General features: G+C 65.9%; 12 protein-coding genes and 1 pseudogene. 4 read left to right on the forward strand and 9 right to left on the reverse strand.

The features are described from left to right. Window positions 1-83 precede the first annotated feature (83 nt). Together AC5Y5Z_RS24210 and AC5Y5Z_RS24215 are read right to left on the reverse strand one after the other, a co-directional pair. Window positions 84-238 (reverse strand): annotated as a pseudogene (locus AC5Y5Z_RS24210) (phenazine antibiotic biosynthesis protein); the annotation flags it as partial. A gap of 64 nt (window positions 239-302) precedes the next feature. Continuing rightward, window positions 303-1,223: an oxygenase MpaB family protein gene (locus AC5Y5Z_RS24215; RefSeq protein ID WP_499928000.1), complete on the reverse strand. Its 921-nt coding sequence runs from the start codon at window positions 1,221-1,223 to the stop codon at window positions 303-305. 138 nt (window positions 1,224-1,361) lie between these two features. Here AC5Y5Z_RS24215 and AC5Y5Z_RS24220 point away from each other — a divergent pair, with 138 nt between their 5' ends. The 3 genes from AC5Y5Z_RS24220 to AC5Y5Z_RS24230 are packed head-to-tail and all read left to right on the forward strand — an operon-like array spanning window position 1,362 to window position 4,462. Further along, window positions 1,362-1,937, forward strand: a complete 576-nt coding sequence (locus AC5Y5Z_RS24220; protein WP_463827860.1) for a TetR/AcrR family transcriptional regulator — start codon at window positions 1,362-1,364, stop codon at window positions 1,935-1,937. A 58-nt stretch (window positions 1,938-1,995) separates the two neighbouring features. After that, window positions 1,996-4,251, forward strand: coding sequence for a heavy metal translocating P-type ATPase (locus AC5Y5Z_RS24225; RefSeq protein ID WP_499928002.1), 2,256 nt, complete (start codon window positions 1,996-1,998; stop codon window positions 4,249-4,251). Beyond that, window positions 4,244-4,462, forward strand: a complete 219-nt coding sequence (locus AC5Y5Z_RS24230) for a heavy-metal-associated domain-containing protein (RefSeq protein ID WP_463827858.1) — start codon at window positions 4,244-4,246, stop codon at window positions 4,460-4,462. The genes AC5Y5Z_RS24225 and AC5Y5Z_RS24230 overlap by 8 nt, the downstream gene beginning before the upstream one ends. A 16-nt stretch (window positions 4,463-4,478) precedes the next feature. Here the strand turns inward: AC5Y5Z_RS24230 and AC5Y5Z_RS24235 are convergent, their stop codons facing one another. Continuing rightward, window positions 4,479-6,440, reverse strand: coding sequence for a cytochrome c oxidase assembly protein (locus AC5Y5Z_RS24235; protein WP_499928004.1), 1,962 nt, complete (start codon window positions 6,438-6,440; stop codon window positions 4,479-4,481). 62 nt (window positions 6,441-6,502) lie between these two features. Between AC5Y5Z_RS24235 and AC5Y5Z_RS24240 the strand changes: the two genes are divergently transcribed. Further along, the gene (locus AC5Y5Z_RS24240) at window positions 6,503-7,120 is read left to right on the forward strand and encodes a DUF5134 domain-containing protein (protein ID WP_463827856.1); all 618 of its coding nucleotides are present in this window, start codon (window positions 6,503-6,505) and stop codon (window positions 7,118-7,120) included. Between the two features lie 23 nt (window positions 7,121-7,143). Here AC5Y5Z_RS24240 and AC5Y5Z_RS24245 read toward each other — a convergent pair whose 3' ends face one another. The 6 genes from AC5Y5Z_RS24245 to AC5Y5Z_RS24270 all read right to left on the reverse strand — a co-directional run. Continuing rightward, complete coding sequence (locus AC5Y5Z_RS24245; RefSeq protein WP_499928006.1) at window positions 7,144-11,271, reverse strand: AMP-binding protein; 4,128 nt, start codon at window positions 11,269-11,271, stop codon at window positions 7,144-7,146. After that, window positions 11,258-11,491 carry an acyl carrier protein gene (locus tag AC5Y5Z_RS24250; RefSeq protein WP_463828016.1) on the reverse strand — a complete coding sequence of 78 codons (234 nt, stop codon included), beginning with the start codon at window positions 11,489-11,491 and terminating at the stop codon, window positions 11,258-11,260. The genes AC5Y5Z_RS24245 and AC5Y5Z_RS24250 overlap by 14 nt, the downstream gene beginning before the upstream one ends. A gap of 4 nt (window positions 11,492-11,495) precedes the next feature. Next, window positions 11,496-13,061 (reverse strand): fatty acid--CoA ligase FadD10, encoded by a 1,566-nt coding sequence (gene fadD10 / locus AC5Y5Z_RS24255; protein WP_499928008.1) that lies wholly within the window; start codon window positions 13,059-13,061, stop codon window positions 11,496-11,498. Window positions 13,062-13,089: 28 nt separating this feature from the next. Further along, a complete protein-coding gene (locus AC5Y5Z_RS24260) occupies window positions 13,090-13,650 on the reverse strand; it encodes an FcoT family thioesterase (RefSeq protein ID WP_463827853.1) in 561 nt (186 codons plus the stop codon). Further along, window positions 13,647-14,516 (reverse strand): (3R)-3-[(carboxymethyl)amino]fatty acid oxygenase/decarboxylase, encoded by an 870-nt coding sequence (gene scoE / locus AC5Y5Z_RS24265; RefSeq protein ID WP_463827852.1) that lies wholly within the window; start codon window positions 14,514-14,516, stop codon window positions 13,647-13,649. The genes AC5Y5Z_RS24260 and scoE overlap by 4 nt, the downstream gene beginning before the upstream one ends. Window positions 14,517-14,709: 193 nt before the next feature. Beyond that, a partial coding sequence (locus AC5Y5Z_RS24270) for a PPE domain-containing protein (protein ID WP_499928010.1) occupies window positions 14,710-15,854 on the reverse strand: 1,145 nt, incomplete at its 5' end.

The following is a 15,854-nucleotide window of genomic DNA, read 5'->3' on the forward strand; positions in this document are numbered from 1 at the left end:
CGTTCGACCTGTGCCCTCCCATTGTGACCCATGGTCACCACGGAAATTCAAGTCCTCGATCCAGTCCCGCACGACGCCTGGCTGGTCAGCGGATCGAAATCCAGCTCTCACGAGTGCGCAACCAGAACCGGCTGCCGGTCTCCTCGCCGAAGTGCCAGGCGATGGCGGCACGCAGATATGCGTCGGGGTCCGGCACCGGTTCCCGCCTCGGTACGTCCAACAACGAAAAGTCGGCCACGCAAACCACTCTGAAACATCAGGGTGGCAGCTGTCGCGTTCCGGGGCGACCCGCCACCAGGGATTCAGCGGTTATTGATCGTGCGGGGGTCGATCCCCACCCGCTCCCACGCGTCCGCCGCCCAGGACGCATAGACCACGCGCAGCGGCAATCGGTTGAACAGCGGATTGAGCGCTCGCATCACGGCGGCGAACCGCTGAAATCGCTTTTCCTTCTTGGCGTTCCAGTCCAGCTGACAAACTTCGCGCATTTGCGGCGGGCAGGTTCCGGCGACGATCAGCCGGGTATAGGCGTTCAGCGGCGCGGACAGCACCTTCCAGATCGGCCGCGGAATCCGGCGCGGTCCCGGGATCCCTTTGCGGATGTAACCGGTGCCGTACAGCACCGTCTTGTGCGGCACGAATCGCTCGAGCATGCCGTCCCAGTAGGCGACGAACTCGTCATAGGTCTGCGGTTGGCCCCGGTCACTGACACCGTAGAGGCTGAACCAGACCTTGCTTTCCTCGAAGATCTGTTCCTTCTCGGCGCGCGACAATCGCCGGATGAAAGTGTCGGTGTTGTAGAGCACCTGGTCGACGAACGTGGCGTGCGCCCAATAGAACAACTCCGGATTGAGCGCGTGATACCGGGAGCCGTCGCTGATGGTGCCCTTGATCGGCTTGTGGAAGTCCCGCACGGTGCGGCCCCACGCGTGTGGATCCTCAGAATAGACGGTTTTCATCAACGGCGGCGCGGTGCGTTTCGCCCGGCCCAGGGTGTCGCTGAAGATCACCGAATGGTCCAGCACACCCTGGCCGAGTTGCTCGATGCAATTCTCGGTACCGGCGACCCGCTGGAATCCGAAGAGTTGGGTGCGGTGGTCTCCGTAGAACTTCCAGATCAGCGAGTCCGGACCGAGCACCGCGGTGTCGTCGACGTCGTCGATCACCATGGGCGTCGCTTCGCGCACGCCGGTATCGAAGCCAAACCCGAGTTCAGCAGTCATCAGGACCCCCCAGTCCAGTTGTGAAGCACAGACACAAAACTGTACCTTTGTTTCAAAGGTACCCCAGGACAGCGGCGTAGGTCGACTGCTGTGGTGACCGCCACAGCCAACCCGGTGCGGAAGGGAGGAGGCACAGCCATGCCTGCCAAGTCCACAGAGACCGACCTCGACCGCAACATCCTGGACACCGCTCGGGCGGTGTTCGAAACCTACGGGGTTCGCCGCGCCAACATCGAAGACATCGCAGCCCGGGCCGGTGTCAGCCGGAGCACCATCTACCGGCGATTTCCCAGCAAAGACGACCTGTTCGAAGCCGTGGTGCGGCGCGAGGGCAAGTCATTCTTCACCACGCTGGACCAGGCCACTACCGGTCGCAACCCCCAGGAGGCGGTGATCGAGGCTTTCGGCCTGGGGGTGCGCCTCATCCGGGACTCACCCCTGTATTCGCGCATCGTGGAAAGTGAGCCCGAGCTGTTGGGCATGTTCTCCCGATCGCAGGCCTTCCCGATCAACCAGTTCGCCGACGGGATCGCGCTCACGCTGCGCCGATGTGGCGCTGAGATGCCTGACGCGGACCTGGCCAACATCGCCGACATTCTGTTGCGGGTCGCCGTCGGGATTATCGTGTTCCCCACCGACCGCCTCGATACCGAGGATCCCGCGGCGGTGCGCGAATATGCGGCGCGTTACCTGGTGCCGATCATCAGCCGGTAGCCGCTGTACTGACCCGTGCGCAGGTGGCCGGCACGCCCTGACCCGCTTGTACCCTGGCGTGGTGACTCCTGTTGTGCAGGGCTCCGACCTGGCGCAGCGGGTCCAGCTCAACGTCTCCGGCATGTCGTGTGCGGCGTGCGCAGCGCGGGTGGAGGCCAAGCTCAACAAGATGGCCGGCGTACGCGCATCGGTGAACTTCGCCACCCGGGTCGCCACCATCGACGCCGTCGAGGTCCCGGTCGACGAGCTGTGCGAGGCCGTGGCGAGGGCCGGCTACCAAGCCGCACCGCACGACGAGACGACAGCCCGCCACCAGGACGGCCCCGACCCCGACGCCGCCCACGCCCGCAGCCTGCTGCGGCGACTGCTGATCGCCGCCGTGCTCTTCGTTCCGCTGGCCGACCTGTCCAGCATGTTCGCCATCGTGCCCGGCGCCAGGTTCCCCGGCTGGGGATTCGTGCTGGTGGCGCTGGCGACGCCGATCGTCACGTGGGCCGCGTGGCCGTTCCACTCGGTCGCGCTGCGCAACGCCCGCCACCGGACGGCGTCCATGGAGACCCTCATCTCGGTCGGCATCGCCGCCGCCACGGTCTGGTCGTTCGCGACGGTCTTCCGTCCCACCCCGCCCCGGGACACGCATGGTATATGGCAGGCGATCCTGCACAGCGACGCGATCTACCTGGAGGTCGCCGCGGGCGTCACGGTGTTCGTGCTGGCGGGCCGATACTTCGAAGCCCGCGCCAAATCGAAGGCCGGCGGCGCGCTGCGTGCCCTGGCAGCCTTGGGCGCCAAGAACGTGACGGTCCTGCTGCCCGACGGCGCCGAGTTGGTGATTCCCGCCGGCGAACTCAAGAAGCGCCAGCGTTTCGTCGTCCGACCCGGTGAGACCATCGCCGCCGACGGCGTCGTCGTCGAAGGCACCGCAGCCGTCGACACCAGCGCCATGACCGGCGAAGCCGAACCCGTCCGCGCCTCTCCGCGGTCCGACGTGGTGGGCGGCACCGTCGTGCTCGACGGGCGCCTGATCGTCGAGGCGACCGCCGTCGGTGCCGACACCCAGTTCGCCGCGATGGTCCGCCTCGTCGAAGAGGCGCAGGCGCAGAAGGCTCGGGCGCAACGCCTTGCCGACCGCATTTCGGCCGTGTTCGTTCCGGTGGTGTTCGCCATCGCGCTGGTCGCCGGGGCCGGGTGGTTGGTGGCCGGCGCCGGTGCCGATCGCGCCTTTTCGGTGACGCTCGGCGTGCTGGTGATCGCGTGTCCCTGCGCGCTGGGACTCGCGACGCCGACGGCGATGATGGTGGCCTCGGGGCGCGGCGCGCAACTCGGGATCTTCATCAAGGGTTACCGGGCGCTGGAGACCGTCCGCAGCGTCGACACGGTGGTGTTCGACAAGACGGGCACCTTGACGGTCGGGCAACTCACGGTCAGTTCGGTGACGACCGCCGACGGGCACGACCGCGATGAAGTCCTGTCGCTGGCCGCGGCCGTGGAAGCGGCGTCCGAGCATGCGGTCGCCGCCGCGATCGTGGCCGCCTCTCCAGACCCGTTGCCCGTCAACGATTTCGTCGTGGTAGCGGGTTGTGGGGTATCGGGGGTCGTGGACGGCCGCCATGTCGAGGTGGGCAAGCCGACGTGGGTCACCCGCACAGCGCCGGGAGCCGCCCTGCTGGAGTCCGCCCGCGCCGACGGTGAAACACGCGGCGAGACAGTGGTGTTCGTCGCGGTGGACGGCACGGCGCGCGCGGCGATCGCGATCGCCGACACCGTCAAGGACTCAGCGGCCGACGCGATCGCCGCACTGCACCAGCGCGGGCTGCAGACGGTGCTGCTCACCGGCGACAACAAGGCGGCGGCCGACTCGATCGCCGCTCAGGTGGGCATCGACACAGTCGTCGCCGACGTGCTGCCGCAGGGCAAAGTCGATGTGATCCAAGGACTGCGCGAGCAGGGCAGGACCGTCGCGATGGTCGGCGACGGGATCAACGACGGCCCCGCCTTGGCTTGCGCCGATTTGGGATTGGCGATCGGGCGGGGCACCGACGTCGCTATCGGCGCTGCCGACATCATCCTGGTTCGCGACGATCTCGACATCGTGCCGCAGTCGCTGGATCTGGCGCGCGCCACCATGCGCACGATCCGGATGAACATGATCTGGGCGTTCGGCTACAACGTCGCCGCGATCCCGGTGGCCGCCGCCGGACTGCTCAATCCGCTGATCGCCGGTGCCGCAATGGCGTTCTCGTCCTTCTTCGTCGTGTCGAATAGCCTGCGGCTGCGTAACTTCGGACACAGATATGAGGTAAACCATGGCTGAACAAGTATTTTCGGTAGCCGGACTGCACTGCCAGGGCTGCGTCGCCACCATCACCACCGCACTCACGTCGCTGCGGCCCGTCAATGCGGTCAGCGTGGAGTTGAATGCCGAAGGCACCTCCGCAGTGCGTGTTTCGACCAATGTCGAACTCACCCGAGAGCAGGTCCAAGCGGCGTTGGCGGGCGAGGGCAACTTCACCGTCGTCGAGTGAGCCCCGCCTTGTGACATCAGCGGCGCATCCGCGCCAATTCGCGCAGCATGGCGTTGTAGGCCTCCAGGTCGTCGTCGGCGTAGTCGCTGTCGGCGTGCCGGTCACTGCGTGAGGCTACTTTGCGGTCCTGGCGGGCCCACTGCGTCACCAACGCCACGATGACGATGATCACCGGCAATTCCGTGAGGCTCCAGGCAATTCCACCGCCGAGATGCTGGTCGGCCACGATGTCGTGCAGCCACGGCAGGTTGACCGAGCGGTAGAACGTGCTGCCGACCGGCGTGGCCATCGTCATCAGTGCGATTCCGAAGAACGCGTGAAACGGCATGACAGCGAACAGCAACCCGATACGCCCGGGGTAGGGCAGGCGCCGCGGGCCGGGATCGATGCCGATGATCGCCCAGTAGAAAAGGTAACCGACCAGCAGAAAATGGATCGCCATGAACTCGTGGCCCCAGTGGTAGCGGACCAGCGTGTCGAACAGCGGGGTGAAGTACACCACGAAAGGCGAACCGACGAACAGGACGAACGCCACCACCGGATGCGAGACGAACTTCGTCACTTTGGAGTGCAACAGCCAGGTCAGCCATTCCCGTGGGCCCGGCGCCTCGCCCTCTGCGGCGGCCGGCAGCACCCGCAGCGCCAGCGTCACCGGTCCGCCCAGCACCAGCAACACCGGGATGAACATGTTGAGGATCATGTGTTCGGCCATGTGCATGCTGAACATCGCCGATCCGTAGGCCCGCAGTCCCGAGCTACTGGCGAAAACCAGTGCGGCGCAACCGCTGAGCCAGGCGATCAACCGGCCGACCGGCCACGGGTTGCCGTTGCGCCGCAGCCGCAGGAAGCCGACCGCATACGCGATCGCCAAGACCAGACCGGCCGTTCCGATCAGTCCGTCGAAACGCCAGAAGGTCAGCACCCCGAGGACGGTCGGCGGTCGCGACAGTTCGTAACCCAGGAACACGTCCCAGCCGGTGAAGTGGTGCGTGAGCAGGCGCGGCCCGGTCTGCACCGCCATGGCGGCGATCGCCGCCGTGGCCGCCGTCATGGCCAGCGCGACAAGCGTGCCAACGCCCGCGGAGTTCTGCGGCCGGACGTATCCCCAGCAGTCAGCCAGCAGCACCAACGCGGTCAGGCCGCCCACCACGAGTCCGAGGCGGGCGAAGGTCGAGCCCAGCGTCCAGCCCGGGATCAGCAGGTACAGCAGCACCGCCCCGTAGGTGATGACGAGCCCACCGCAGATCACCCGCAGGCCGCGCACGAAGGGGGTCGGCATTGCCCCGGTCAACGCTGCAACCACCGTCAGCCCGGTCAGTACCGAGACCGCGGCGGCGACGACGAGCACGGTGCTGGTCGAATAGTCGTGATCGGGGCCCTGCCCCGCGTTACCGGTCACCGCGGTAGCGACGACCGCGATCAGCGCGGGAACCAACAGCACCACATGGCTGAGCCAACGGGTGCTGATCCGCAGCGTCACCGCGATCGGCAGGGCGCAGACCAGCACGACGATCCAGGCCCGCGCTGTCTCGGACAGCTCGACGGCGTCCATCAGCGCTCCGCTGCCCAGCAGCGCAACCGCATCCACCCCGGTGTCGTGGGCGGCCTGGATGACCACCATCAGCGCGGCCGTGATCGGCCAGAAAAGCGAAACACGCTCTGCCACAAGATGGATTCGGAAGGCAGCGGGATCGAGTAGGCCGTCCGCCTCCGGCCGCGAGGTCACTACGACCAGGATCAGTGCGCCCAGGCACAGCGCACCCAGCATCGACGCGACGAAGTAGCCGACCGGTTCGGCGACGCTGACAAAACCGCCGGGGAACGGGTTGCGGCCTTCGGCGTAGCGGCCCGGCCCGGAGATCCATCCGTAGCCGGCGAGGGCGATTGCGACAACCGCGAACCCGACGGCCAACGCCGCCCTTTGCACGATTGGCGACCGGGCAGGCGGCGTCGTCGCTGCGCTCGGCTCGGTCTGCACCCTTGCAGCTTACGGGCGCACATACAGCCGGTTCGTCGGTGCAACCGCATAGTCTTCGGTGAATGATCGAGGACCTGCCGCTGCGTTGGGCTGTCACCGCCCTTTTCCTGCTCAGCGGTATCGGCTTCGCGCTCGTCCTGGACCGTCGGTCCTGGACGTCGGCGATCAGTCACGTACTACACCTCACGATGGTGATCGCGATGGCAGTGATGGCGTGGCCGCAGGGTCGCCGGTTGCCCGCCACACCGGCTGAGGTCTTTTTCCTGGCTGCGGCGGTGTGGTTCGTGATGACGGCGGTCCTCGCCGCCCGCGTGATCGCGTCCCGGCTCGCGCGGGGTTATCACGCGGTGAAGATGCTGGCGATGGCGTGGATGTACGCCGTGATGGGCGGGCACCTGACGCCCGGGAGTGCCCACGCGGCGCCGGACATGTCGATGCCGGGCATGGAGATGGCCGAGGCCCAGGAATCCACGAGCGAGGCGGCCCACAACTGGATCGGCACCGGCAACTGGGCGTGGGTCGTGGTCTTCTCGGTCGCGGCTCTGGTGTGGGGATACCGGTTCCTCAAGCTGCCACGGCGGCGCGGCAGGCGGTGCTGGCGCAAGCGGTTGGGCAGTGCGGTCCAGGTGATGACGGCTGTCGGCATGGCGATCATGTTCGCCGTGCTTGCCACGGACTGATCCGTTCCGGCTGCGACGAGATCTCACCCCGCCCACGCGTGCGCCAACAGATCCGGGATCGACTGCACCGGCGCGGTGAGTTCGGCAACGGATTCGAGGCCGAGTGCAATGGTCGGGTAGTCCGCCAGATGCTCGGCGTAAGACCGCCCGCCCAATGTCATGCCGAGGGTCAGCCAGCCGTCGACCACCGACCATCTGCGCGGATTCGTCTTCGCCCAATCGCTGCCGTCGAGCCGATACTTCCACGCTGCAACGTCGAGTTCGTCAAGCGCAAATCCGTTGAGCAGCTTGGCATAATCCGTCGCTTCGCCGCGCAACACGGTGATGCCGCGCCCTAACCCGGTGGGCGCTGCCAAGACGCGTCGCAGGATCGCAGACGCCGCGGCGCGTCCGGTGGTGATCTCTTCGGTGAGCGTGAGCGAAGGGTAGGCCTGCACCGCGTGACACGCGTCGGCGACCGAGACCAGGACATCGGCGGAGTCGCGCACCTGATAGTCCTCGCCGAGCACCCGGGGCAACCGAACAACGGTGAAGTCGAGCGTCTCCGGCGCGGCGGCGACGATCAGTTCCGCCAGGGACTTGGCCGCCGCGTACGGATACGGCGCTGTGCGGGGATCGGTGACCCGCGGCGCCGTGACATCCGCGTCAACGACGAAGGTGGACAAGTGCACCAGTTTGGTGTTGCGCTCGGCGCACACCCCGATCAGTGCGGAGACCAAATCGACGTTGGCCGTGCGTAATTCGCGATAGGGCACCAGCACATTGGTATTGCCGATGCAATTGATGACGGTCCCGGCATCGCTGTCGCGCAACAGCGCGTCCAGTTCCGCCGCACCGAAGTTCGGCGGGAGTTGTTGTATCCGTACCCCGTCCAGGGTCCGCAGCGCACCCCAGGGACCGGCTGCGGGGAGGTCCGACCTGGCGGCCAACACTATGTCGGGACAGTGCACTCCGGACTTCTTGAGGTCCAGGATTGCGCCGGCGAATCCGGTTCCGAGGATGCCCGATGCGCCCAGTACGACGAGGGCCGCACCGGAGCCGGTCCCCGCGCGCACCGGGTTCACCGGTCGCGTCAGCACGGCGAGATCGTGCTCGATCTCGGCGGCCGTGTCGGCGTCCATCCAGGACCCGACCGGGGCTGTGTCGGCAACCAGGTTGGCGGCGGTATCGGCACTGATCAGATCGAATATGGAGACCTGTCGGCCCAGGAACTGCCGGCTGTCCGGCAGGATCCGGATCAGGTCCAACGATCCGATGCCCTCGTCGAGCAACGACGAGTCCGCCTGAATGACAGTGCCGAGCCGCCGGCTCCAGACCTGCGCCAGGGCGGTGGCTCTGTCGTCGGCCTCGGCATCGTCGCGCGCCGCACCCGCGAATTGTGGCAGTGCGCGCAGGTGGTCGCTGTCCACCTTGCCGTTCGGCTTGCGTGGGATCGTCGGCACGCCGACAACGAAGAACGAGGAGACCCCCGCGTTCAGCAGGATCAGCCGGATGCGCGCCGCCGCGGCGGCGTCTTCCGCCGCCTCGCGGGTTCGCAAGGTTTCGAACCACACCCCGAGACTGCCGTCGTGCAGCTCGACGGCGACATCGGAGACCGCGGGGTCTTCGGAGATGCGCCTGGTCACGTCCGCGATGTCGACCCGCTTGCCCGCGATTTTGACGACGGCGTCCTTGCGGCCGGCGAACAGCGGAAAGCCGTCACCGTCCAGGGTCACCCGGTCGGCGGTGGCGAACGCCCGAAGTTGCGTGCCGTCGTCGGTGGTCACGGTGCCGAAGCTGCGATCCGCTGTCCCGAGATAACCGGCGGAGACCAGGCCACCGACGACGACGATTTCACCGAACCCGACGACGACGGTGTTCGGCACCATCGGCCGGCCCACCCTGAGCCGGGCACCGCCCGGCACGTCGGCAGCATCCGGCAGAGAGGTCACCACCACGGTGGCCTCGGTCGGCCCATAGGTCGATATCAGCGAGATCCGTTGTGCTGTACCCGAATCGATCCACTTGTCGACGGCGACGGGTCGGACGGCTTCACCGCCGATGACAATTTGGCGCAGGCCTGAATCACGCATCGCGTCAAGTGCGTCGCGATCCTCACACAACAGATGCCAGACGGCAGTCGGCAGGTCGACGACGGTCGCCGCACGGTCGACGAAATCTCTTGTGAGCGCTGGGAAATCGCCGGTCTTCATCGCTGTGGTGCGGACCAGCCGCGCTCCGCAGCGGACCGCACCGAAGATCTCCTCGACGCTGATGTCCGACGTCAACGGTGCGCATTGCAGCACCGTGTCCGACGGCCCCCACCCGTAAGCACGCGTGACGGCATCACAGAACAACGCCAGCGAGCCGTGGTCGACCCGGACGAGCTTGGGTTGGCCGGTGGATCCCGATGTCGGCATGATGTATGCCGGTTTCGTGGCGAGTGAATTGTCCTGGACCACGTGTGCAATGCGTTCATCAGCCCGCGCGCGCGCTGACTCACTTACGACTTCGGGAAAACTGATATCGGACACGTCCAGGGCATGGGCGGCCAGACCAGCACCGTGCTCGGCGATCGCGCCGGCGCGCAGCCCGACCTGGTCCGCGGAGTCGCAGACGCTGTAGGCGTAACCGGCGAGGTGGCAGGCGATCAACAGATCGATCGTCTGGTCGGTGTCGTCGTCGGTGAACACCATGACGTCGCCGGGTCTACCGATGTGCTGCGTCAACCACGCCACCCAGCGGTACACCGTTAAGCGTCTGTCGAGCAGGTCTCGGACGTCGACACCTGCGAACCACGCCGGTGTCGACGGTCGCGGCATCTGGGCCGAATCACTGTGGCGCAGTGCGCCGTCCGGGCCGGCCACCAGCCATTCGCCGACCGTCGTTGCCAGGGGCTGTTCCCACCGGGTCGGCATCGCCGCCAGTGCCGCACCGATCCGTTCTGCGATGCCCGTCTTCGACTCCGGCAGATCGGCCCTGTCCCAGATCGCCAAGTGCAGGGTGCGCTGTTGCTCGTCCAGCACGCTCGCCACCGTCATGCCCTCGACTGGGCCGATGTCCGTCGCTACGGGAGCCTCCAGCAGGAACGGCCGCAACTCGGGCGCGCACGTCTCGCGGATGAAGTTCAGCGTCAGCGCCTCGATGTGGGACGTGCGGTTGATCGCCAGATACATTCGGCGGTAATACTCTTCCCGAAGCCAGCGGCGCCGCACAGCTTTGACATAGCCTCGGTCCAGGGTTCGGACCACGTCGTGCACCGACGCGAAGGGGGAGAATCGGGCGGAATGTGCGACCGAATTGACCAGACACGTCGCGACATTCAGCGTCGGGTCGCCGAATCGGTTGTCGACGGCGTGGACCAGCAGACACTCGGTACTTTGCCGAATGCTGGCATCCACTGCCACCGCCGCCGCGGACACCAGCACGTTCAGCGGTATCTGCTGGTCCTCGGACAGGGCGAGGATTGCGTCAAACGCGCTGCCGGACAACGTCACCGATTCGCGTAGGACACCTTTGGCGGCCGTCGCGGGCGCCGTCCCCGCACCCTGTCCGTGCGCACCCAGCCGCGCTTCGTCGGCGAGCTCGCGCTGCACCCCGGCGGCAGTCCGCTGCAACGACTCTTCGACTTTGGCTCGCTCCCGCCGATGAGCCTCGACCAGTTTCGCCAAGCCCGCAGAAACACCGGGCTTTTCGACGATGTCCACGGCGGTGAGATGGCGCGCCAGGGCAGCTTCGATCAGCCCGGTTCCGCCACCATCGACCACGATGTGATGGCTGCACACCGACATTCCGGTGACCGAGCCGTCCTCATCGGTCCACACGGTGTAACGGATCAGCGGCACACCGAGGATGCCGGAGGACCAACTGCCCACCAGCTCGTCGTCCGGCGGGCCCGGGGCACCCGGGCGCACCCGGACGATGTCGTCGAATGCCAAGCGCAGTACGAGTTGCGGATAATCTTGGTCGGTCGCAGCCGGTTCGAGCACGCAGAGCTGCACCGGGTTCTCCAGCACCGAGGCTTCCAGTGCGCTGAGAAACCGGGACAGATCCAGCGGGCGGAACGTGTACTTCTTACCGATCAGGTACAGCTCCGGGTCGTTGTCCTGCAGCACCCCGTGGTAGAGGTTCTGTTGCGACCGGCTCAGTGGAACCGGTTCAGACGGACTCACTCGCGCACTCCAGTTCGCGCACCCAGGCCGCGATCGACAGATTGTCCGCCAGCCGGGACGGCATGTCGGATTCCCGGTCCACCCCAAGCTGTTTCATCAACAGGACGAACCGGACGGAGTCCAATCCCAGGTCCCGGAGATCGGTGGCGTCGCCGTCGGTCAGGTCTTCCTCGTCGATGTACAGCACGTCGCAGACAGCCGCCAGGACCGTGTCCCGCAGATTCTCAGCCACCGGTACCCACTCCCCCCACCGTTCCCGCCAGCGAGGCCCGCATGACCTTGCCGGACTGGGTGCGCGGAATCTCCGCGACGATCACGATCGACGACGGTCGCGCCGCCGACTCGGACTCGCCCCGGAAATGCGCCGCGACCGCCTGCTTGAGCTTGCGGGCCTCGGCGTCGTCAAGACGCTTCGACGGGACGACGGCCAAACCGACCAGTGCCCCGAATTCGGGGTCCGGGATTTCGTAGCACGCGGCCTCGCGCACACCCGGCACGCGTTCGGCGATTCGATCCACCTCGTCCGGCGCGATGTTCACGCCGCCGGAGATGAACATCTCCGACGATCTGCCTTTGATATAGAAGAAGCCGTCGTCGTGCCGCTCCAGCAGGTCGCCGGTGTTGACCCAGCCGTCGACCAGTACCTCCTGGGTACGGACGGGATTGTTCCAGTACCCCAGCATGTTTGCCGGCGACTTGATCCACAGCGTCCCGAACGAGGCAGACGGTGCCGCGTCCGGGTCCGTGGGGGCGCCGCCGTCCGGGCCGGCGAGGTAGAACTCGACACCGGGGTAGGGACGTCCCACCGCGCCCGCCTCGATCTTGGCAATCGAATTCTCATCGGTCGGCAAACACAAAGCGGTGCAGCCTGTTTCACTCAGTCCGTAGACCTGGGCGGTGCGCACTCCGGTCGCTTCGATGAAGCGCACATCAGCCGCGATCGCCCGCGACCCGCCATATCCGACCAGCCGCAGCGACGGAACCTTCCCGTCACTGGATTTCAGTTCAGCAACCAGTTTCGAGAGCAGGGTCGGCACCAGGCAGGTCGTCGCGACCTCGTTGGTGTTCAGAATCTCCATCAGAGAGGTCGTGTTCTCACCGCCGGTGATGCAGGTTCCACCGCGCATCAGGCAGGTGAATATCCACCACAGTCCGCCGATGTGTGTCGCCGGCAGCGGTGAATAGGTGGTTTCACCGTCCACCCAGGTGACCCAGTTCAACCCCGTTTCCCGCAGGATGTCCGGGATGGCGAAAAAGGTGCGGTTGGCCAGCAGGACGGCTTTCGGCTCGCCCGTCGTGCCGCTGGTGAAGATCATCGCCAACGGAGTCTGCGCGCCCTGCCGGTCAGGCTTGGCATCGTCAACGTTGTCGATGCTCTGACCCGAAGCCGCGAAATCGACGGCGATCGCCGGTATCGAAGCCGGCAGGGCGGCCGATCCGATCCTGCTGGCGGGCGCGACGAGAATCGCCTCCGGGCTGGTGATCTCGGCGAACCGCGCGATGGTTGCCGGCGGCAGGTTGCCGTCGGCCATGACCGCGATCGCCCCGAGCCGGGCGCAGGCCAGCACCGACAGATAGGTCTCGGGACCGTTGTCGGAGATGACGAGCACCCGGGAGCCCTGCGTCACCGAGTGCGCTCGTAACCCTGCGGCGAGCCGCTCTACTTCCCTGACGAGTTCCCCATACCGCAGCGCGCTGCCGCCGTCGCAGCGGCGCAGGGCAATTGCCTCGGGCCGCTGCTGCGCTTGGGCAACCACGCGCTCCAGCACGGTGGGTGGTAAGTGCGACATGACTGTGCAGCTTTTCCTTCCAGCGGGTTCAGGGGATGTTGAGCGCGGCCAGTTCGACCTCCGCGGTCGCGGCTCCGCCGAACTCGTCCCAGAACTCGATGGTGCAGGGAACCGAAAGATAGCGCATCGATCGTTCCATGACCTGGAAGTTCTGGCACAGCAATCGCGCGGAGAACTTCTGCGCGTGGATCATGCGCTTGAACCGCGACGAGGTGTTCTTGATCAGCATGCTGGGCAGCTGCAGGCTCAAGAAATCCGCGATCGACCAACCCCGCAGTGGCGGAATTTGCTCATGCAACACTGCCGGCGCGAAAGCGCTGTATGCGAGCTGATTGAAGCAGATGATGAGTTCGACCGCGTTGAAATGCCCCGTGCTGCGAATGTACGCCGGGTCGCTGATGCTGAAATTTCCGTACGCCAGAACCGAATCTTCGGTCGCCTTGTAGCTGGCGTCGATCAAATAGCGGCACCCTTTGTAGGCATACGGCTCGAGCACTTGCTCCAGCAATTTCTCGTCAATCGGTTCCGTATCGCTGATGTCGGTGAATTCAGTCGTCCGGGTGTACGGGGACAAAGTGATGGTGGTCATGCTGGATATCCTGGTGTGATAAGGCCGTCCAACATGGTCAGACGGTGAGTGGTCAAATGTCCCGCGGCGGTACCGTGTTTCGCCCGGTGCATGAGCACGCGGTTGTCCCACAAAATGATGTCGCCGACTTCGTAATGCTGGGTGTGGATGAATGGCGATTCGTATTCGGCGTCGAGCTGCCCCGTCGCCTCCATGAGTTCCTGCAGCACCGCCGGGTCGAGGACATTCCCCTCTGTGTCCTCGATCTTGGTGGTGCCGGTCGCGCAGATGTACAGAATCTCCTGGCCGGTGTGCGGGTGCCTGATCACCGTCGGCCACTTGATCGGCGGCGTGGTGCGGTTGATCTCGTCCCAGACTTCGCCGATCGGCTTGTAGACGTCGCTGGGACGAATCTTGATGTGGCGCCTGGGATCGTGCGTGCTGAGTGTGCCGCGGACCGCGTCCTGCTTGGTGGCCGGCAGCGACTCCCAAACTCGGTTGAGATCGATGAAATAGGTTCCGCGATCGTGCCCGGGCACCGTCAGCGGCAGCACCATCGAAAAGGCGAACGGCTCCGGCATGAACATGTAGTCGATGTGCCAGAACGCGCCGGTTTTCGGGACCCCTTGGCCTTGCTCCGTGGACGACACAAAGATCTCGTGGTGGTCCTTGTGGTGGTAGACCGGCTCGTAATAGGGAACGATTTCTCCGATCAGCCGGCCGAGGTTGATGAATTCTTCCGGTGTCGGGTGCACATCTTTCAGAACGACGAGCTTGTTCGTGTAGACGATATTGCGGAGTTCTTCGGTGGTGATATGGTCCAGATTCGAGGGATCCAGTCCGGTGACTTGCGCACCGAGCCCCTCACCTTTGACGTTGAGCGTCATTGACGATTTCCTTTGTTGATTTCGGTTTGGCTGTGTCGTGTCGGGGCCGGCAGCGCGCCTGAACACGTATTGCGCTAATTTGGACCGGCGTGCACCAACCTCCTTGGCTTCGATGTGATTTCTCGAGAATGCCAGTGCGCGCTCCGCGTATTCTCAAAGCATTCTTGGCGGATTCTTGGAGTTGGGGTCGGCATTATCGGCGTCCCGCCGCGCTGTAGGTGTCGTCCGGCCACGTGGTGGGCAGCAACGGGACGCCGGTGTTGTCGAGTGCTTGTCGCACCAGTCCGGCCGGGCTGGTGGCGGCCGTCGGCAACGTGCCGGTGAAGCCGAGCGGACCCGCCCCCTGCCCACTGGTGCTCGATTCCGGTTCAGCGTCGTCGGCGACTTCCAGGTCGGCAGTGAGGAATTCGTCCCGGTATCCGCGTACTCCGGTCTTGCTGCGTCGGTGCCGACTGATTCGCCCGGTGGCGGGGGCCGGTCGAGTTGGCGCTGCGGCCCCGACGCTGTCGGCCATGTCGTCGGGGGATTTGGCACCGGCTTTGGGCCCTGAACTCACCCCGGGCGGCGCCGACGCCGCGACGGCGTAACCGATGCCGGCGGCCGGCGGTGCACTGCCGGCCGGAGCGGACGTGGGTGCACTGGATACCGGACTGCTGGCCGGTGCGCTAGCGCCGGCGACGGCCGCGCCGACCGGTGCAACAGCAGCCGGCAGGTCTGCGGCGACGTGCTGGCCGACGCTGGGCACCGCGGGAACAGCAGACAACCCGGCCGCCGGCCACCCGTTGAGCCACTGCGCCAACACATTCAGGGCCCCCAGCGCACTGAGCGCCGGGGTGAAGAAGGGCAGCAGCAATAGCGCATAGGACGCGTAGTACGGGTACCAGAGGATGTCGTACAACAGCAGGGCGATGACTGCCAGCACGACGGTAGCCCCCGGACTGAACCCGAACTGCTGGAAGAAGTTCAAGAAATAGGTGTACGGGTCGGCAATCAAATCTGCCAGCTCGCTGAAGAACTGGGAGATCGAGCCCAACCCGTCCCACGGCGCGCCGAGCGCTTCCGCGCCGCTGGTGCGAATGGGCGGTGCCGGTGCGGTGGTGGGGGTCGCGGCCATCGCGGTTTCGGTGATGGTCTGGTAGACCGCCATGGTGTCGGCAGCCTGAATCCACATCCGGACGTAATCGGCTTCGTTGACGGCGATGGGAATGGTGTTGATACCGAAGAAGTTGGTGGCCAGCAGCACGCCGTGCACCGTGTGGTTGGCGGCCAGTTCCACCAGGGTGGGCATGGTGGCCAGGGCGCTGCTGTAGGCCGCGGCCGCTGCGTCGTGTTGCGTGG

The sequence above is a fragment of the Mycobacterium sp. NGS29 genome (genome assembly GCF_059812965.1).